This is a genomic window from Maribacter sp. HS (genome assembly GCF_048059195.1).
Lineage (GTDB): Bacteria > Bacteroidota > Bacteroidia > Flavobacteriales > Flavobacteriaceae > Maribacter > Maribacter dokdonensis.
The window spans coordinates 723,071-742,442 of sequence record NZ_JAYLVV010000004.1 but is presented as its reverse complement, the minus strand read 5'-3'; the positions used below and the strand labels follow the sequence as shown (position 1 = coordinate 742,442).

Sequence of the window (19,372 nt, the reverse complement as noted above, 5' to 3'; positions counted from 1 at the left end):
TAATAAATTCTAACCAAGAGTATGAAAAACCAATTATATTTTGCGCTATTATGTTTAGGTTTTGTGAGTTGTTCAGACGCTCCAAAATCGGAAAATGAAAGTGGTGAAAAAACGAATTACGATGTTGTGTTTCGTGAAAAACTTGCCGGTAAATATGAGAAATGGGAAACGGCAGATAATAGCTTTAAATATTTTTATACCTATACGGATAGAGGACGTGGACCAGAGGTTACTGAGGAGATAAAACTGAATAGCGACAACTACATCATTTCGGAATCTATTACCGGTGTTAACTATTTAAAAGATTCCATTTCTGAAAATTTTAGTGGTGTTGACGGTTCTGCTTCTTGGAAAAATCCTATGAGTGAAGATAAAGCCGATTTTAATGGTAAGGCACTTTACTTTAGACATGATGGATCACCTGCGGTGTATGAAATTATTGCCCAGCTTTTAACTGCATCTGAGAATAGTAAAGTTGCCCTTTATCCAGAAGGGGAAGTAGAGTTGGTAGATCAGTATTCAATAACGCTTTCAGATAGTACTTCATTAAATCTATTAATGATCAAAGGGCTAGAAATGATTCCTAGATATCTCTGGATGAAGGATAATGAAATGATCGCTAGTATTTCTGGTAATCTGCATATCGTTAGGGAGGATTTTAAAGCGTTTAGAAAAGAATTACAAAGCTTGCAGAGTACATATGAAGATGAATATCTTTTCAAAATTGCAAAAGAGCTTTCCAATAATATAGATAAGGTAATTATCAAAAATGTAAATGTCTTTACACCTGAAGGTACTGTTGTTGATAATCAAGATGTATTTATTGAGGGCAAAAAGATTAAATCCATAAAGCCATCCAAAGGAAAAGTTTTAAATGGAACTGCGCAGGTAATAGATGGTACGGGTAAAACACTTTTACCCGGTATGTTTGATATGCATACCCATAATACCAAATTTAGGGGACTGCTACACTTGGCAGGTGGTATAACCTCTGTTAGGGATATGGCTAATAATAAGCAATTAAAGCAGTTAAGTGCCCAGTTTGATAACAATGAAATTATAGGTCCCAATATTGTCATCTTTTGTGGAATTATAGACGGTTCCGGACCCTTTGCAAATCAAAGAAACGTAGTTGATAACTTGGAGGAAGGTATGGCAGAAATTCAATCGTATAAAGATTTAGATTACGATCAAATTAAGTTATATAGTTCTATTAGACCAGAATGGGTTAAACCTTTGGCAGCCAAAGCACACGAACTAAATATGCGTGTAAGTGGACATATACCGGCGTATATGACAGCAACCCAAGCAATAGAGCAAGGGTATAATGAAATTCAGCATATGAATATGTTGTTTTTAAATTTTATGTCAGATACTATTGATACACGTACTCCTTTAAGATTTACTATGGTAGCTAACCATGGGGCGGATGTGGATTTAAAATCTAAGGAGTATCTGGATTTTGTGTCCTTATTAAAATCCAAGGATATTGTAATTGATCCTACGATATCTCTTTTTGAAAATATGTTTATTTCCAAAAAGGGAGTGCCTAGTCCAACGTATAGTAAAATCATGAAGAGATTACCACTGATTGAACAACGGGCTTTTTATAGTGGAGGACTTCCAAAAGAAGGTGATAAAGCAGCTTTGTTTAAGGAAAGTTACATGAATATGCTAAATGCATTAAATGATATGTACCAGAAAGGTATTTCAATAGTACCGGGTACGGATGGTTTACCAGGCTTCTTATACCATAGAGAATTAGAATTGTATGAATCAACGGGTATACCTGCAGCAGAAGTATTAAAAATGGCGACCATTAATTCAGCAAAAATTACGGGTACGTCAGACTATTTGGGTTCCATAGAGGTTGGTAAAAACGCAGACCTAATTCTTATTGATGGTAATCCGGTAGAAAATATTAGTGATGTTAGAAGGGTAGAGTGGACCATAAAAGGAGGTACTATTTTTTATGCGGATGAGCTTTACAACAAAATGGGTATTAAACACTTTAAATAGATAACAATGAAAATTAAACTTATAATAATCTTTTCTTTTTTAATAAGCGCGGTTAATGCCCAATCAATTGAGTTTTTTACCAGTGGTAGACTAATATTGGGTACACATAAAGAAAGAACGGCCTCCGTAGGTGTCGGTGATATAGATAATGATGGTGATGCCGATATTTTGGTGGCTAACGGGCGTCACTGGCCAGGACAAAACAGGGTATTTGTAAATAACGGAAGAGGTGTTTTTACAGTTTCAAAAGAACTTGGCTTTGAAAGTGAGACTACCTATTCTACTGAACTTGCCGATTTTGATGGTGATGGTGATTTAGATATTGCCGTTGGTAATGATATGGCACCTAACTATATCTTCATTAATGATGGAAAGGGAAACTTTGAAAGAGCATCTAGTTTTGGTGTAGCATATGCACCAACTAGAAATATAGTGGTGGCCGATATTGATCAAGACGGAGATAATGACATTTTAATTACCAATAGGGGAAAAGAAAATGAAATTTGCCTTAATAACGGTGATGGAACTTTTTCTAAATCCATCGGTTTTGGAAATAAGGAAGATTCTACCATAGATGTGGAAGTTGCTGATATGAACGGTGATGGTAATCTTGATTTGATTTTGGCGAATAGAGATGACCAACCAAATATGGTGTATTTAAATGAAGGTAATCTAAAGTTCACCAAGAAAATTCCTTACGGAACAGGTAAGGATATTACACGTTCCGTAGCAATTTCAGATATTGATAAAGATGGGTTTTTAGATATTGTTACGGCAAATATTGGTGAGCCAAATGTTATTTATTTCGGGGATAAAAAACAAAGCTATCAGCGTAAAATGGAATTTGATTCCAGTCTTGATAAGTCCTACGCTATTTCTTTAGGTGATTTAGATAATGATGGCGATATGGATATTATTATAGCTAATGTTCAAAAGCCTAATGTGGTATTCATAAACTCTGGCAACGGTAACAATTGGGAGCGCATACAATTGGCAAAAGAGAATTTTAATACCTACGATATTACTGTTTTTGACCTCAATGGAGATGGTAAACTGGACATCATTGAAAGTAACTCAGACGAAATCAACCGTTATTACTTCAATAGGTTTACTCCAAAATTTCCTTAAATAGCAATCTTAAACAGACATTAAATATAGTAACCAGCATAATCATATGAATTTGAAAAATCTTTTAAAGTGTACTTTTCTAGTACTCTTGTCCGCATGCTCTTCAGAAACTTCAGAATGGCAAAATTTTAATGATGAAGGTGTGTTTTTGGTATACCGAAGACAATCACAAATAGGGGAAGAGTCTTACTCTATTACATCTACTAAAGACACCATTACGGTTACCTCTATACAAGGGGAGAATGAAAGGGGGAGAATTAGTGGAGTAGAGTCTAAACTATTTTTGACTACCGATTTAGAACCTTTATCGTATTTCAGTCGTCGTATTTCTAATAATGATACTACCAATATCATTAAAATGGAGATACAGGGAGACAAAGTATCGGTTTGGGAAAAACATTTTGATGTTGTTGTTAGCGATAGAAAAGATGCATTCTTTTTAGTGAACAGTAACATACCGGCAGGAATTGAAATGATGCTATATCATTATTATTTCAAACAGCATAATGCTTCCTCTATACCAACCTTGCCTAGAGGAGAAGTATCTCTTACCCATAAAGGAGAGGATATCGTGAAAATTAAGGGTGAAGATGTAGTCTTGGATCGGTACGTTGTGGAAGGTATCAACTGGGGAGGCAGAACTATTTGGTTAGATAAGTCAAAGAACTTGGTAGCGGTAGTAAAGGCTAATACCCAGATTAGAGAGTTGATTAAAGAAGGCTACGAAGAAGCCAAATCACTTTTTATTAAAGGCAATGTTGAAGAGCAAATGGCTCAACTTACAGATTACACTACAGCACTAAAAGGAGAGGAATCGGAAATTACGGCTTTAGTTGGGGGTAATGTAGTTGATGGTGTACAAGATGATGTACAGAAAAACATGACCATAATCATTGAAAATGGAAAAATAAAGCAAATAGGTAGTTCCCCCGAAATTACTATTCCTGAAAATGCCAAAGTAATAGATGTGTCTGGTAAAACTTTAATACCTGGTATGTGGGATATGCATGCACATTCTAATCAAGTGCAATGGGCACCGGCATATTTAGCTGGTGGGGTTACAACCATACGTGACAATGGTAATGAGTTGGAGTTTGCCACTGCTTTTAGAGATGCTATTGCAAAAGATGGGGCTACAGGTCCAGATATACTTTTAGCCGGAATGACAGATGGACCCGGTATTAAAGGTAACGGAATAATTAGGGCACGCTCAGCTGAAGAGGCAAAAGAGGTGGTTAAGTTGTACCATGATAATGGGTATGAGCAAATTAAAATTTACACATCCATAGAGCCGGAAATTTTAAAAGTATTGGCAGAAGAGGCACATAAAGTTGGGATGACAGTAACGGGGCATGTACCTGCCTTGGTTAATGATGCTCGTGTAGCTGTTGAAAGTGGTATGGACATGCTTAGTCACTACAATAGAATTTTAGCAGCTTTATTCACAGATAAAAAAGTATCTGATTTAGGTCCATTTTTTATGGTGGATAATGAGGTGACAGATGAAATGGTTAATGATGCTATTGCATTTTACTTAAAGCATGGTACCGTTCTAGATGTTACTCTTGGGTTAGGTGTGGTACGTACTTTACCAAAAGGACAGGTAATGGAAACTATTGAGCCAGATGCTGGCAGAATGGCTTACGAACTTTTCGAGAGTAAAAGATTTAGAGCTGGGACTGGTGAAGCCCGTGCTAAAAAATTAAAGCAGAATATTATTAAATCTGCAGAGGTGATTGGTAAATTCTATAAAGCCGGTATTCCTGTGGTTGCGGGAACGGACAATTTTGCCCCAGGATTCGGTTTATTTCTTGAAATGGAATCTTATGTGAAATATGGTAATCTTACTCCTTTAGATGCAATAAAAATGGCAACGATTATTCCTGCAAAAGCAATGGGTTATGATGATGTTACTGGAAGCATAGAAGTGGGTAAACAAGCAGATATAGCTATTCTTGATGAAAATCCTTTAGAGAATATAGATAATATAAGAACTGTTTCTTCTGTAATGACTAATGGTAACTACTATGAAAGTGAACCGTTATGGATTGCGGCAGATTTTAAACCTACCAGAGATTAATAATAAGAACCAATAGAACCATATGAAGAATACTTCTAATTCACGAAAAGTAATAGTTTTATTGTTTTATTGCTTGTGTTCAAGTGTACATTTTGTTTGTGGGCAAGAACTTAATTTAAAGTATCTTGGCGTAGCAGGGTGGGAAATTTCAAATGATAGTCTCACTATTTTAGTAGACCCTTATATATCTAGGCTTAAACTAAAAGGTAATCCTCGTTTTTATGCAGAAGGTGATGATCGTAAAATTTATAGTGGTGATGACGTTTATGAATCTGATACTGTTGCCATAAATAAAATTATTACCAAGGCAGATTATATTTTAGTGCATCATTCACATACGGATCACTTAGCAGATGTGCCTTTTATCGCTAAAAAGACCGGTGCAGTGGTTGTTGGTACCGAAACTACGGCTACTATTTTAAAAGCATATGGAATCCCAGAAAAACAATTGATTACGGTTAAAGGTGGTGAAGACTATCAATTCGATAATTTTTCAATTAGGGTAATACCTTCTATTCATTCGGCATTAGGTGATAAGCGTTATTTTGATTCAAAAGTATATTCGGATCCAGAGGAACTAAAAATACCTTTAACGGTTGAGGAATTTATAGAAGGTGGTTCTCTTATGTTTTTGTTACGTATTGATGCTCACAAAATACTTACCTCGGGTTCAATGAATTTTATAGAGCGAGAAGTAGCTGGTTTAAAACCAGATGTGTTGATACCGGGTATTAACCTGTCTCGCTTGGAAATATATAAATACACTGAAAGGCTGTTAGAGCTAACCGGATATCCAAAAACCATAATTCCTGCACATTGGGATAATTTTAGGGTACCATACGGTTCTTCGCAAGAAGACCCAATTCAGAAAAAGGTAATGCCATTTATTGATGAAGTAAAAGCAGTTTCGCCAGCAACTAAAGTTATAGTGCCGGTTCATTTAGAGACCATTACTATTCAATAGAAATATATTTAAAAAATCAATAATCGATAAGCATTAATAAAACTATATAATGGCAGCAGCACAAACCAATCCGTTATGGAAAGAGGCTAAGATTAAAAATTACTTACCACATATGACGGTGCCAGAGGTAGAAAGCTTTTTGGAGCAATCAGATATGGTTATTATACCTATTGGTGCTTTAGAGCAACATTCTAGCCATTTGCCTATTGGTACAGATTTTATAAACGGTGTAGAACTTTGTAAGCTTATTGCCCAAGAGCGAGAGGTATTGGTTGCGCCTGTATTAATGGCTGGTCAGTCTCCATACCATATGGCTTTTCCGGGTACAATTTCTTTAAGTGCAGAGACCATTGTCAGAGTGCATATGGAAACGGTTGAAAGTTTGGTGCAAAACGGCTTTAAAAGATTTATATTTATGAACTCACATGGTGGTAATAGAGCCATCACCACTTTTCTCGTAGATCAAATTAATCAAAAAACGGCAGCTGTTGCAGTAGATTTTAGTGTAGCCGTATCTCCTTTTCTTAAACCAGAAAATACGAAAAATACCACTTCCTTAGATAGGCATGCGGGTGTTAGTGAAACATGTGATAGTTTGTATTTAATGCCCAGTTTGGTAGAAATTGAAAGAGCTACCGATCCAGGAATGAAACTTCCAAAACACTTAGAGAAAATGCTTCCAGAAGTGATAAAAGAGGAACCTACTGCAAAGTTGTTATTTCTATCCGAAGCATTGAAAGCAGCAGAAACAGGTAAAAAAACATCTACCATAGAAATGACAAAAACCGGAGTTTGGGGAGAATTAAACCCTAAGCAAGCTACGGTAGAAAGAGGGGAAGAGCGTGTTTCAAAAATGGTGGCTGCATGTACAGGTTTTATTGATAAATGGAATGAGTTAACACAACAGACTATATAAAAGCATAGAATTATTATGAAGATTAAAATCTTATTACCCATTTTAACGCTATTATGTTTTGTGAATGCTAAGGCTCAAGACAGTATTCTTTTTCCAAAGCCGCAAGTGGTTTTGAAAATCAAACCCTCTGAAACCGACAATAGAATAACAAAAGCCGATACCCCTCATTTTATAGCTTATAATCCTTCTAATGAACAGGGTAAATTGTTACTTTTTATTCCAGGCACCAATGGTATTGCGTTAAAAGGACCTAAGAATTTATTCGCTACCGCTATTGAACAAGGGTATGCTGTAATTAATATGTCATATATAAATACCCCTGCCATTGCAAGAATTTGTAAAGGTGATAATCTAGAAGCAAATGCAAACTGCGCAGCAGATTTTAGAAATTGGAGAGTGTATGGTAATACGGAATTTCCCCTCATTGAAGATGCATCTTATGATGCCATTGTCAATAGGCTGACCAAGCTTTTAATGTATTTATCGGAAAATGATAAGCAGGGTAATTGGAACCGTTTTTTAGAGAATGGTTCGCCTAAATGGAACGAAATAGCTTTGGCAGGTCAATCTCAAGGTGGTGGTATGTCTGCCTTTATCGCAAAAACAAATTTGGTAGCTAGAGTAATCGATTTTTCAGGTGGGTGGGATTATTCCGCTAAAAATGAAATTGCTAATTGGTATTCTTCTGCCAGTGTTACTCCTGTAGACCGCTATTATGGAACGTTTCATAAAAAAGAACCTATGGCGGAGACTATAGAAAAAACCTATAAAGCCATGAATATACCAGAAGATCATATTTATGGTTTTGATCTGGATGTACCTAAGGGTAAGCGGGCACACTCTAACGGAGTGCGAAATTTGGGTTATAAAGACCAGTGGATAGCATTACTTGGAAAAGGTAATTAATTATAAAAGCATCAATTGGAGATAAAATTAAAATACATGAATAAAAGAATATATCAATATTGCTGCTTACTGCTATTACTATTTACGTCGTGTAAAGAGGCAAACAAAGAAGTTGTAATAAAAACGGATATGAAAGAAAAGGTAGCTACTAAGATGAATACATTAGGATTAATTGGTGGTACTTCTTGGCATTCTACAATAGAGTATTATAGCATGATCAATCAATCAGTGAATGATCATTATGGCAATAATACCAATCCACCATTGTTGGTTTACACACTTAATCAGGCTGAGGTTCATCGTTTTCAAATAGAAAACAAATGGGATTCCATTGCCCATATGCTTGTAAATGCTGCTAATAGTTTACATAGAGGTGGAGCCACATCGGTACTATTTTGTGCCAATACACCGCATAAGGTATATGATCTGGTTCAGAAGGAACTTGATTTCCCAATTATTCATATCGCAGATGCTACCGCTAAAGAGATTCATAAAAGAAAGGTGAAAAAAGTACTTTTCTTAGGTACAAAATATAGTATGGAAGAAACCTTTATCACTAAAAGAATTGAAGATAATGGTATAGAAGTATTGGTACCTGAAGATCAAAAGGTGATAGACGAGTTACATAGAATAATAATTGAGGAACTTACTTATGGCAACATTGTGCCATCTTCAAAAGATTACGTTATGGAAGTCATTAAAAATGCCAAAGAGCAAGGTGCCGACGGAGTGGTTTTAGGGTGTACCGAATTTCCTTTAATGATTTTTCCAGAGGATGTGGATATCGCTGTATTTAATACAACAAAGATTCATTCAGATGCAGGTGTGAACTATATTTTAAAAAAATAATATGCAATTTTCTAAGCAGAATATCGGTCGTGTTTTAGGACCATTAGTTTTCTTTTTAATTTTATTTTTCTTTCTTCCAGATGATTTGTCCAAAGAGGCAAATGCTGTTTTAGCCTCTGTGGCTTGGGTAGCTATATGGTGGGTAACGGAAGCAATCCCTATATATGTGACTGCTTTATTGCCCTTAATACTATTCCCGTTAACAGGTGGTTTAAGTCTTACGGAGACGGCAACTTCTTATGGTCATAAATATATCTTCTTGTATATGGGCGGATTTATTTTAGCCATAGCTATTGAAAAATGGAACCTTCATAGGAGAATTGCACTGACCATTATCAACCTTATTGGTACCAACGTTATCAATATCATACTTGGTTTTATGCTTGCAACGGCTTTTCTGTCCATGTGGATTTCGAACACCGCGGCAGCTGTAATCATTTTACCAATTGCTATGGCAATTGTATATCAATTAAATGATAACCCAGATACTGAAAAAGATGAGAATAAAATTTTTGGTAAAGCACTGATGCTTGCTATTGCCTATAGTGCATCTATTGGTGGTATTGCTACATTGATCGGTACACCTACAAATTTGGTTTTAGCGGGAGTTGTGCAAACAACCTTTGGTAAGGAAATTACATTTTCAGAATGGTTTGTACTAGGTTTTCCTATCGCAATGATTCTACTTTTCTTATGCTGGTATTACTTAACCAGATTTGCTTTTACCTTTAAACAAAAAGATTTCCCTGGGGGGCGTTCTGAAATTTCAGCGCGATTAAAAGCTTTGGGAAAAATGGGTTATGAAGAGAAATCTGTATTAGTGGTATTTGCCGTAACCGCTTTTGCGTGGATCGCTCGTTCATTTTTGTTGCAACGCTTTATACCCAAGATGGATGATACGATAATAGCAATGATGACAGTGGTAATTCTATTTCTTTTACCCACTCGTGAGAAAGGTAAAAGACTAATGGATTGGCAAGATGCCGTTAAACTACCTTGGGGAATATTATTACTATTTGGCGGGGGATTAACATTGGCTTTGGGCTTTGATACGAGCGGATTGGCACTTTGGATTGGGAGTAAGTTATCTGCATTACAAGTTTTACCATTCTTTTTGTTATTAATGATCTTGATTTCAATAGTAAATTTCATGACAGAGATAACTTCTAACATAGCAACCACTGCAATTCTTTTGCCCGTTCTGGTATCCTTAGCGCCGGTTTTAGGGGTGCACCCTTATTATTTAATGATAGCAGCAACCTTGGCAGCATCGTGTGCATTTATGTTACCTGTGGCTACACCGCCCAATGCTGTAGTTTTTGGTTCTGGTTATCTTGAAATGCAGGATATGGTTAAAAAAGGTTTTTGGTTAAATATTATATCTATACTTATACTAACTGTAGTCGTCTATATTGTTTTACCAATGGTTTGGGATTTATCACTATAACCGTTATATAAAGACGTTTAAAAGGTTTTTAAATAACTGAATAATACATTTTACAATTAAATCAAGCATATGAAAATAGCCCTAATAGGTTTTGGAAACATAGGTAAATATCTGGCAGATTGGATCTGTGCAAATTCTAGTTTCGAATTAAAATATATAGTTGCACGTAAAGAGATTGCAAAAGAAACATGTGGTTTTAAAGATCATCCTGTTCAATTTAAAAAAGAAGTTTCAGCAGATTTAATTAACGATGTTGATATTATTATTGAATGTGCTACAAAAGATGTGGTTACTCAGTTATTAAAATTTCCCGAAATAGATGAGACAGGCAAGAAGCTAATTGTCATTAGTACAGGTGGACTTTATGAAAATAAAATGGCTTTGTCACAATTGAAAAAATGCGAGGTTATTTTACCCGTTGGTGCCATTGCAGGTCTTGATGCTATTAAGGCTGTAAATGATGAAATAACTTCAATAGCCTTAAGGACAACAAAACATCCTAAAAGTTTAGAAGGGGCACCATTTTTTGAAAACTCAAATATTGATTTAGCTTCAATACAAACTAGCCAAACTATTTGGAAGGGTAAGGTAAGTGAGGCGGTAAATGAATTTCCTAAAAATATTAATGTCGCGGCTAGTTTATATTTTGCATCTAAATGCGAAAACTTAACGATTGAGATTGTTGCCGATCCCAATGCTAGTAGTAATATGCATGAGATTACTTGTGAAGGTGGTTTTGGTAAAATTTATACGCGTACCGAGAATAAACCAAGCCCAAATAACCCAAAAACAAGTTTTTTAGCCATTAAAAGTGTGGTGAGTGTACTAAGCAATTTGAACGCTACAGTTAAAATCAGTTAATTCTTAAGTTGATATTTTATCGCTACCGAATGTTGTTTTTAAAACTATGTTTGGTCCAGTATGATCATTGATAATGTATTTCTCTATTACAAGTACCTGGAATTTTCTGTTATAGGTATATTGAAATATTTTCTAGAGATAACCTTTACGGCTAAATATACCAAGAAAAAGGGGTTCACTATGGGAATTAAATTACATCAGAATTTAATATTAGTTTAACCCCAACAATTAACAATAATACGGCGAATGCTTTTTTCAGTGTTGCCCCAGGTAATTTGTGAGCAAGTTTTGCGCCTATTCGTGCAGTGAAAAAGCTAGCAAAACTCACACATATAAACGCATACATGTGTACAAACCCTAATACGCCATTTGGTAAATCTTGTTTTACATTGGGGTCAATAAATTGACCAAAAACTAGAAATCCTATTGCTCCAGCACAAGCAATAGGTAAGCCACATGCGGCAGATGTACCAACCGCATGCTGAATTTTTAAACCATAATAGCTTAATATAGGAACGGTCAATGATCCACCGCCAATACCAAAAATAGCAGAAATAGCACCTATAAAACCTCCTAAACCGGTTTGCCCAATAGGTGAGGGCAGTTTGCTTAAGTCGTTTTCTTGTAATGATTTATTTTTCATGAACAACATTTTTAACCCTACTAAAAAAGCACCTACACCAATAATTACCTGAAGGGAGTTGCCATGAATAACGGAGGCAACTGCAGCGCCGGTCAAGGAGCCAATTACCAATCCTGGCGCCATGCGTTTCCATACATTCCAATTTACGGCACCTTTACTATTGTGTGCGCGGAGTGAACTAATTGATGTAACAATTATAGTGGCAAGAGATGTACCTATACCCACATGAGTAAGTGCAGCACTAGGAACGCCTTGTGCTTTAAAAATGTATATTAAAGCGGGTACAATTATCATACCTCCGCCAATACCAAACAAGCCAGCTAAAAGTCCAGCAAAAGCACCAGCAGCTAAATAATAAAGAATAAATATATCCATAAGTAATTTGTAATGAGTCAATTATTTTTTAGGTATTCATTTTGACTTTCAAAAGGTAAAATTAAGCGATAAATGAATACTATTTTCCAATTAAAAGCCAACTTCTTTGCGTATAATTTCAGCTCCCGCACTTAAAGCACTTAACTTGCCTAGTGCTACGTTTCTAGAAAGCGGTGCCATACCACAGTTTGTGCTAGGATATAGGTTTTCTATAGCTACAAACTCAAGAGCTTTACGCAGTGTATCAGCTACTTCCTCTGGTGTTTCAATAGTATTGGTTGCCACATCTATGGCACCTACCATTATTTTTTTACCTTGAATTAGTTCCATTAGATGAAAAGGTACGTGTGAGTTATGGCATTCCAAAGAAACCATATCAATATTGGACTTTTGAATTTTAGGGAAAATTTCTTCGTATTGTCGCCACTCTGAACCCAATGTCTTTTTCCAATCATTGTTCGCTTTTATTCCGTAACCGTAGCAAATATGTATTGCGGTTTCGCAATTTAAACCTTCAATAGCCCTTTCTAATGTTGCCATTCCCCAATCATTTACATCATCAAAGAAAACATTGAATGCTGGTTCATCAAACTGTATAATATCTACCCCTGCATCTTGAAGTTCTCTTGCTTCTTGGTTGAGTGCTTTCGCAAATTCCCACGCCAATTTTTCTCGACTTTGGTAATGGTCGTCGTACAATGTGTCTACCATTGTCATTGGTCCCGGTAAAGCCCATTTTATACGTTTATCGGTCTGTTTACGTAGAAATTTGGCATCATCAACAAAAACTGCTTTTTGACGAGTAACTTCATCTACAACAACAGGAACACTTGCATCATAACGGTTACGAATTTTTACCGTTTTACGATTTTTAAAATCTACACCACTTAAATGCTCAATAAAAGTAGTTACAAAATGTTGACGAGTTTGCTCACCATCACTGATAATGTCAATTCCTGCCAGTTGTTGTTCATGTAGAGAGACGCGTAAAGCATCTTGTTTCCCTTCAATGAGTTCATCACCCTCTAGTTTCCATGGTGACCAAAGTTTTTCGGGTGGTGCAAGCCAAGCAGGTTTGGGTAAACTTCCAACAGTGGATGTCGGTAATACATTTTTCATAATTAAATAATTAAATAGTGAAGTTAGCAGACCACTGTTCTAGGATGTTTTTATAAGGCTTTATAAAATGCTCTTCAGCAAATTTACCTTGCTCTATTCCTAACCTAGTTCGCTCTTCTCTGTCGTATGCAATAGTTGTTAAAGAATGGTCTTGATTATGTAAACTTGGATTATAGTAAAGTCCTGCAACAGCATTAGCGTTATAAATTTCAGGCCTATAGATCTTTTGAAAGGTCTCCATTGTACTTATAGTACTAATTAATTCAAGGTTCGTGTAATCTGATAATAGGTCGCCAAAGAAGTAAAAAGCCAATGGAGCAACGCTGTTTGGTGGTATAAAATAACGAACCTTTAATCCCATTTTATCAAAATATTCTTCGGTTAAGGAAGACTTATTGCCTTCGTATTCAAAACCTAATATGGGGTGGTGATTTCCAGTACGATGATATGTTTTGTTGCTTGATACACTTAAGCATATCACAGGAGGTTTTGAAAAGTGTTCTCTATAGGTTTCAGAGTTTACAAAGCACTTAAATATATTTCCGTGTAATTCACCAAAATTATCTGGAATGCTATTGTTGTTTTTGCCCTTATTATGTTCAGAGAGTAAAATGCTAAAATCATAATCTCGCACATAAGAAGAAAAATTATTCCCAACAATACCTTCAATGCGTTTACCTGTTTTGTGGTCGTTGATATATGTTCTCAATACTTCTATTGATGGAAATGTTTTTCCACTGGCATCAATATCTATATCTACCGAGATAATTTCTAAATCAAGGGAATATCTATCATAATTGGGGTTATCCCATTTTGCTAAGCTATTGAAACGATTGTTGATCATTTGAATAGTGCTACGTAAGTTCTTTTGACGATTTTCTCCTCTTGCCAAGTTGGCAAAGTTGGTTGTTGTACGAGTACTATTGGACGGAATATAATTTTCGTTGAAATAAGTTCGCTTTATTTGGAATTCAACATCATTATTAATGGTTTTATGCGAGTGTTCAATTGCTTTCTTTTTGTTGACCTCTGGATTTTTTAATACGACCGATTTCATCTAAAGATAATTTGTAGTTTTTATGTCTTACAAAATTGAAATTAAAAGATGAATTAAATTAGTAATAGCTAAAAGTTAGATGATTTATCTTTTTATTGTATTATTGTAGCAATTTTATCTTTTGATGATTGTGAAAATGAAAAAAACAGATAATTATTCTTTAGAAAATCTGGATATCATTGATTTGAAGTTGCTCAGAATACTTCAGAACAATGCTAAATTGACAACTAAAGAAATTGCAGCACGAGTAAATTTATCTCCTACACCTGTTTATGAAAGGATTAAAAGATTTGAAAAGGAAGGTCTAATTGAAAAGTATACAGCTATTGTTAATGCAGATAAAGTTGGTAAGCAATTAACTGTATTCTGTAACATCACCTTAAAGGAGCACACTAAAGAAATAGGAAATAAGTTTGTGAAAGATATTGTATCCCTTAAAGAAGTGGTAGAGTGTTACAATATCTCGGGCGACTATGATTTTTTATTAAAAATCATGGTAGAGGATATGAAACACTATCAATCTTTTGTGATTAACGAGTTAGGGTCGGTAAAGAATATTGGGAGTGCGCATAGTACTTTTGTCATTGGAGTTATAAAACACAGTTATGCGGTACCTATATAATTAGTAGTACTTTGTAGTGTAAATATTCTATTCTCTAAGTTTAGAGTTTGTTTTTTATGCCTTGCTTTGCTACTATTATTTTCTTTATCAATACAATTTGTCCAAGATGATAGTAACTATGTTCAATTAATCCATCAATATTTCTTTTAAAGGTTCCGTATTTGACATCCACAAATTCTTGATTTAATTTTTCTTCAGGTAATTGGGCTATTAATTTTGCTAGATGTTCTGAATCTTCCCAGAATTTGCTTAAGAAAGACTTCCATTCACTTTTTGATCTTATTTCAGGAAAATCAAAACTATGTTTGTCTCTTATTTCAAGATTTCCACCAATACATACATTTTTAATTCCGTTAACGAAGTAATGTACGTGTTGAGCTAATAGTGCAATAGTATTGAGAGAATCAATTTTTGATACAGCAATTTTCCAATCCAAATTTACTAATTGGTCTTTATAATTAGTATTCGCTACCCAAGTTCCATTGAGGATTATTTCTCTAAATCTATTGGCTAATGCTATTGTTGATTTCATTTATTACGTCAATTTGGTCAAATTACTTACGAAGTGGTTGTATATAGAAAGTTGCATGTTTGTGTGTGAAACTAATATAAGCGATTTTTTAAATCCTTAATGTAGGTTTCCGCCACATAGGTGTAAATTTCATTTGCTTTTGTTGAACTATGATCTAATTCTAATTTCCTGTACGGTATGTTAATGTCATCTTCAATTGGGCGCGTGAAAAAACTGTATTTTAGTAAATTTTGTGTCATAATTATCATTTCCGTTTTAATGGTCGACTTTCTCAATACACAGGAACTGTTTTTTTTTCCTTTCAATGATAAATTGGTCTCAAAATGAAAAATAAACGTGCCGTTTTTCTGAAAAATCACATTTAGGAGTGTAGATTTTTGGTACTGAAAAATTTGGTTTTGTTGACAAATCGTTTTCTAAAACGTGTTCACTTTCGTGAGAAAAAGTAATCTTAGGTGAAATTAGAGCATAAAAAAACGGTCTAGCTTTTGCTAAACCGTTTATATTCTGCCTTTTATTTCTGTAGCGAGAGGGGGGCACGATCCCCCGACCTCCGGGTTATGAACTTTAACCGCTATTTTTTAGTTTTACAACCTATTGAAAAACAAGTAGTTATTAAATATATTTTTACTGTATTAGTGTAAACCGTATACGCTACCGTATACGGTTTACTTTATAAAAATATTGAACTTCTATAAATTTTCCTAATAATATTTGTAATGTGCACAATATTAAATAAGAGAAGATTAGTAATAGATAGGGGTTCGAATCCTGCTAACTCTATTTTAATATTTCTTAACATTTAAAACCTAATAATTAATTGATTTTAAAAGGTTTTATCTTTTGGTCTTTTCTTAAAAATGCTTTTTTGACCGGATAATTCTTTTAAGAGGTAAACAAATCGGTCAAAACAACATTCTCAAATTTTAATTCCATTGTAAGCGGGGGAATCCAGAAAAAGGTTTATCGCGTAAAAGGGATTAGAGGTAAAAAGAATCTGTAATGATAAATTGAAATTGTTCTTACACTAGGTGACCTTCATAAAAGATAGAATTTGTAGAAAAAGGAAGTTATAAAAAACAATAAGAATAAAATGAAACGGTACTTGGAATTACGTTATGTGAAAACCTTGAATTAATAGCTAAGCTTTTTAACGGATTATAGCAAGCCTTCTTCATCCAGAGATATTTTTAACTCGGCCTGATTTTTCCAAAATCTATCCTTAATTTTCTGCATAATTTCCTCAAAATCTGGATGGCTCTTTAATGGTTTTATCAATGGTTCATCTTCGATTAATAAAAACCAATACAGATAATTCTCTGTTTCGGAAAATATTCTAAGCTGTTCGATAGCCTCATTGATTTTTCCTTCATAAGCGTATTTCCAAACCAGATTCACACTTCTATAAATGGATTGATCTCCTTCGCAATATTCAGAGAAATCATTAAATAGTTTCTCAGCTTCCTTGTCCAATCCCATCTCTTTATAGACCAGTGCAATTTTGACATTTTCCTGTAAATAAATATCCAGACTATTTGCTTCCCTGGTTTCCACAAATTTTTTAAAATAGAAGTAGGCACTGTCATAATTTTCCTCGATGTAGTACAACTTCCCTATGTCCTGTAAAATATCAAGCCGAGTCGTATCTTTCTTCCATTCCTTTATCAACAAATTCCTTGTACGCTCAATATTACCGTCCTTGGCGAACAGTATAAATGCCTTTAAATGTGGAGCATAAAAATTTTCAGCATTATAATCCAACGAACTGTTAATATATTTTAAAGCTTCATCTGCAAATCCTGACGATACAAGCGCATTACTTAGTTGTAAATACGTATAGCTCTGAGTAATGGAATCACTAGCAACGGTTAGCTGAACCCCTTTTAATGCGTACTCTAGGTATTTATCAGTATTGGGCAGCATATGCGAATAAAATTCCGCAAGCATTTGTACTGCCAACGATGAATTAGGATTATACTCCAGTGCCTTATTAAGATGTGGTAAGGCTAATTTGTACTCCTTAGTTTGTATATAGTAGAAGGCCTTTGCGACCAAGCTTTCGGCGGATTTTGAATCGTAAAGCAAGGCCTTATCCGCAAAGCTGTTAATCTTTTCGGTGTACTGTTTCTCTATTTGCGACATTTCTAGAAGATAGTATGAGATAGCGATGTTGGCATAGGCGAGGGCAAATTCTGGATCCTGTTCTATAGCTTTTTCGAATAATGAAATGGCCTTTTCCAAGCCTTCTTCTGAGCGAGAATAATAAGGGTCCAATGCCTGTAGGTAGTAATCATAGGCCAATAGGTTTTCAGTTGGTTTTTTTTCAATTTGCTCCAGTTCTGTCGGTGTTACGACGGCTGCAATGGCATCTGCAATTTTCTTGGCCACGTCGTTTTGCAATTCAAAAATGTCCTCAACTTCCCGACTGTACTGTTCTACCCAAATAGGGGTGTCCGTAGAAGCGTTGATCAATTGTATGTTGAGCAACACCTGATCACCGACACGCTGACCGCTACCTTCTACCAAGTAGTTCACATGCAGCTCCTCGGCAATCTCTGGAATACCCTTGTCCGTTTTTCTATATTTCTCTACCGAGGTTCTACTGATGACCCGCAGGTCTTCAATCTTCTGAATGTTGTTCAAAGCAGATTCCATCAGTCCGTTTACAAAATAAAGATTGGTGGAATCGCTGCTCTCATTCTTAAAGGGCAATACTGCAATGGATTTTTCAATTTTCGGTTCATTTATAGCATCCTTTTTATTGAACAGTATTATGGCTACAAGTATCAGTGCTAAGGATGTTGCAGCAATAATCGGCCATTGGTATAGTTTCAAATAGTTTGGTTTAATCTGTTCGATTTCAACTTCTACATCACTTTTTCCAAGCTCCCCAGGAGAATATCCGTACTGTTCTCGAAAGCATTTAATGAAATAGGAAGTGCTTCCAAAACCTACTTGATATGAAATTTCGGAAACCGTTGAAGAATCTTCCTTTAGCAGTTTCATTGATTCCTTAAGACGGACTTGACGTATAAACTGGCTTGCAGAAAGCTGTGTCTGTTTCTTGATCTTCCGGAGCAGGTTGGATCGGCTCATGTGCAGAGCTTCCGCAAGTTCGGACACCCCAAATTGTTCGTTGGCCAAATTTTCCAGAATTAGGGCTTCCGCTTGTTCTATAAAGTTTGGTTTTTTGGCCGATGGATTTGACATGTTGTTTTTTGCTGGCTCTAAATTAGGGAAAATATAGAGAATTATGCGTTATCGCCAACGGCCATCGATTTAGAGGAAAAAGCATCTTTTGCGTCATAAGTTACATTGCCGCGCCATAATTTTTATGCCCTCCTGAAACTTTACATAGTTCTGCGCATAGCTCCTACAGGTTGCTGCAAGTTCTATAGCACCTTTGTAACATCAAAAATCATAACGAACAATTTAAAACAATAATTATGAAAGCATCAATCACAAGAACAGCAACGGAGTCAAGAACAGGACAGTACTTCTCATCCTTTAGCGCAAGCAAAAGAACCCAATGGGCACAGTACAGAAACTTTAACCGCTAATCACGATCAATATGAAAAAATCAAAAAACAACACAGTCATGAAATCGAAGATTCACGAATACCTATAAAAATTAAATAACAAAGCCATGAGTAAAACGGGCATCAATCAATCGCCAACGGAATCTAGAAGGTTCACTTTCTTTACCCATTTTGAGGACAGCAAGAGAATCCGTTGGTCACATTCCAGACCTTACCTTCATTTAGAAGCCTAGTTTGTTGGTTTGAAAAAAGGGGTAGGCCCTAATCAAAGTCTATCCCTTACCATAACAAAATTATAACAATAATTAAAAATGT

At 35.3% G+C, this 19,372-nt stretch carries 16 protein-coding genes; 11 read left to right on the top strand and 5 right to left on the bottom strand.

The annotated features are described in order from the left end of the window. Positions 1–21 precede the first annotated feature (21 nt). The 9 genes from VBZ51_RS12900 (at position 22) to VBZ51_RS12860 (ending at position 11,170) form a co-directional block, all read left to right on the top strand. On the top strand, positions 22–2,019 hold the full coding sequence (locus tag VBZ51_RS12900; protein WP_416577177.1) for an amidohydrolase family protein: 1,998 nt from the start codon (positions 22–24) through the stop codon (positions 2,017–2,019). A gap of 6 nt (positions 2,020–2,025) precedes the next feature. Then, positions 2,026–3,147 carry an FG-GAP repeat domain-containing protein gene (locus tag VBZ51_RS12895; RefSeq protein ID WP_416577176.1) on the top strand — a complete coding sequence of 374 codons (1,122 nt, stop codon included), beginning with the start codon at positions 2,026–2,028 and terminating at the stop codon, positions 3,145–3,147. Positions 3,148–3,193: 46 nt separating this feature from the next. Continuing rightward, on the top strand, positions 3,194–5,227 hold the full coding sequence (locus VBZ51_RS12890; RefSeq protein ID WP_416577175.1) for an amidohydrolase family protein: 2,034 nt from the start codon (positions 3,194–3,196) through the stop codon (positions 5,225–5,227). A gap of 22 nt (positions 5,228–5,249) precedes the next feature. Further along, positions 5,250–6,191 carry an MBL fold metallo-hydrolase gene (locus tag VBZ51_RS12885; RefSeq protein ID WP_416577174.1) on the top strand — a complete coding sequence of 314 codons (942 nt, stop codon included), beginning with the start codon at positions 5,250–5,252 and terminating at the stop codon, positions 6,189–6,191. Between the two features lie 49 nt (positions 6,192–6,240). Next, positions 6,241–7,107: a creatininase family protein gene (locus VBZ51_RS12880; protein ID WP_416577173.1), complete on the top strand. Its 867-nt coding sequence runs from the start codon at positions 6,241–6,243 to the stop codon at positions 7,105–7,107. 15 nt (positions 7,108–7,122) lie between these two features. Then, entirely contained in the window at positions 7,123–8,013 is an 891-nt protein-coding gene (locus VBZ51_RS12875) for a BPSS1187 family protein (protein ID WP_416577172.1), read from the top strand. Between the two features lie 36 nt (positions 8,014–8,049). Further along, positions 8,050–8,862 (top strand): aspartate/glutamate racemase family protein, encoded by an 813-nt coding sequence (locus tag VBZ51_RS12870; protein WP_416577171.1) that lies wholly within the window; start codon positions 8,050–8,052, stop codon positions 8,860–8,862. Between the two features lies 1 nt (position 8,863). Next, the gene (locus VBZ51_RS12865; protein ID WP_416577170.1) at positions 8,864–10,309 is read left to right on the top strand and encodes an SLC13 family permease; all 1,446 of its coding nucleotides are present in this window, start codon (positions 8,864–8,866) and stop codon (positions 10,307–10,309) included. 69 nt (positions 10,310–10,378) lie between these two features. Further along, on the top strand, positions 10,379–11,170 hold the full coding sequence (locus tag VBZ51_RS12860) for an aspartate dehydrogenase domain-containing protein (RefSeq protein WP_416577169.1): 792 nt from the start codon (positions 10,379–10,381) through the stop codon (positions 11,168–11,170). A 187-nt stretch (positions 11,171–11,357) separates the two neighbouring features. Here the strand turns inward: VBZ51_RS12860 and VBZ51_RS12855 are convergent, their stop codons facing one another. From VBZ51_RS12855 to VBZ51_RS12845, 3 genes are all read right to left on the bottom strand, one after another. Continuing rightward, on the bottom strand, positions 11,358–12,188 hold the full coding sequence (locus VBZ51_RS12855) for a sulfite exporter TauE/SafE family protein (protein WP_416577168.1): 831 nt from the start codon (positions 12,186–12,188) through the stop codon (positions 11,358–11,360). A gap of 90 nt (positions 12,189–12,278) precedes the next feature. Further along, on the bottom strand, positions 12,279–13,307 hold the full coding sequence (locus VBZ51_RS12850) for a methionine synthase (protein ID WP_416577167.1): 1,029 nt from the start codon (positions 13,305–13,307) through the stop codon (positions 12,279–12,281). Positions 13,308–13,317: 10 nt separating this feature from the next. Continuing rightward, positions 13,318–14,364 carry a DUF1852 domain-containing protein gene (locus VBZ51_RS12845; protein ID WP_416577166.1) on the bottom strand — a complete coding sequence of 349 codons (1,047 nt, stop codon included), beginning with the start codon at positions 14,362–14,364 and terminating at the stop codon, positions 13,318–13,320. A 136-nt stretch (positions 14,365–14,500) separates the two neighbouring features. Between VBZ51_RS12845 and VBZ51_RS12840 the strand changes: the two genes are divergently transcribed. Continuing rightward, positions 14,501–14,986, top strand: coding sequence for an Lrp/AsnC family transcriptional regulator (locus VBZ51_RS12840; RefSeq protein ID WP_416577165.1), 486 nt, complete (start codon positions 14,501–14,503; stop codon positions 14,984–14,986). A 40-nt stretch (positions 14,987–15,026) separates the two neighbouring features. Here the strand turns inward: VBZ51_RS12840 and VBZ51_RS12835 are convergent, their stop codons facing one another. Together VBZ51_RS12835 and VBZ51_RS12830 are read right to left on the bottom strand one after the other, a co-directional pair. Then, a complete protein-coding gene (locus VBZ51_RS12835; protein ID WP_416577164.1) occupies positions 15,027–15,518 on the bottom strand; it encodes a DUF1572 domain-containing protein in 492 nt (163 codons plus the stop codon). 1,158 nt (positions 15,519–16,676) lie between these two features. Continuing rightward, the gene (locus VBZ51_RS12830; protein WP_054557957.1) at positions 16,677–18,728 is read right to left on the bottom strand and encodes a helix-turn-helix domain-containing protein; all 2,052 of its coding nucleotides are present in this window, start codon (positions 18,726–18,728) and stop codon (positions 16,677–16,679) included. Between the two features lie 436 nt (positions 18,729–19,164). Between VBZ51_RS12830 and VBZ51_RS12825 the strand changes: the two genes are divergently transcribed. Next, on the top strand, positions 19,165–19,290 hold the full coding sequence (locus VBZ51_RS12825; protein ID WP_257786209.1) for a hypothetical protein: 126 nt from the start codon (positions 19,165–19,167) through the stop codon (positions 19,288–19,290). Positions 19,291–19,372 lie beyond the last annotated feature (82 nt).

Bases quoted from the DNA above. Each gene is read 5' to 3' on its own strand.
- VBZ51_RS12900 (WP_416577177.1), top strand. From the start codon at position 22: ATGAAAAACCAATTATATTTTGCGCTATTATGTTTAGGTTTTGTGAGT.
- VBZ51_RS12895 (WP_416577176.1), top strand. From the start codon at position 2,026: ATGAAAATTAAACTTATAATAATCTTTTCTTTTTTAATAAGCGCGGTT.
- VBZ51_RS12890 (WP_416577175.1), top strand. From the start codon at position 3,194: ATGAATTTGAAAAATCTTTTAAAGTGTACTTTTCTAGTACTCTTGTCC.
- VBZ51_RS12885 (WP_416577174.1), top strand. From the start codon at position 5,250: ATGAAGAATACTTCTAATTCACGAAAAGTAATAGTTTTATTGTTTTAT.
- VBZ51_RS12880 (WP_416577173.1), top strand. From the start codon at position 6,241: ATGGCAGCAGCACAAACCAATCCGTTATGGAAAGAGGCTAAGATTAAA.
- VBZ51_RS12875 (WP_416577172.1), top strand. From the start codon at position 7,123: ATGAAGATTAAAATCTTATTACCCATTTTAACGCTATTATGTTTTGTG.
- VBZ51_RS12870 (WP_416577171.1), top strand. From the start codon at position 8,050: ATGAATAAAAGAATATATCAATATTGCTGCTTACTGCTATTACTATTT.
- VBZ51_RS12865 (WP_416577170.1), top strand. From the start codon at position 8,864: ATGCAATTTTCTAAGCAGAATATCGGTCGTGTTTTAGGACCATTAGTT.
- VBZ51_RS12860 (WP_416577169.1), top strand. From the start codon at position 10,379: ATGAAAATAGCCCTAATAGGTTTTGGAAACATAGGTAAATATCTGGCA.
- VBZ51_RS12855 (WP_416577168.1), bottom strand. From the start codon at position 12,188: ATGGATATATTTATTCTTTATTATTTAGCTGCTGGTGCTTTTGCTGGA.
- VBZ51_RS12850 (WP_416577167.1), bottom strand. From the start codon at position 13,307: ATGAAAAATGTATTACCGACATCCACTGTTGGAAGTTTACCCAAACCT.
- VBZ51_RS12845 (WP_416577166.1), bottom strand. From the start codon at position 14,364: ATGAAATCGGTCGTATTAAAAAATCCAGAGGTCAACAAAAAGAAAGCA.
- VBZ51_RS12840 (WP_416577165.1), top strand. From the start codon at position 14,501: ATGAAAAAAACAGATAATTATTCTTTAGAAAATCTGGATATCATTGAT.
- VBZ51_RS12835 (WP_416577164.1), bottom strand. From the start codon at position 15,518: ATGAAATCAACAATAGCATTAGCCAATAGATTTAGAGAAATAATCCTC.
- VBZ51_RS12830 (WP_054557957.1), bottom strand. From the start codon at position 18,728: ATGTCAAATCCATCGGCCAAAAAACCAAACTTTATAGAACAAGCGGAA.
- VBZ51_RS12825 (WP_257786209.1), top strand. From the start codon at position 19,165: ATGAGTAAAACGGGCATCAATCAATCGCCAACGGAATCTAGAAGGTTC.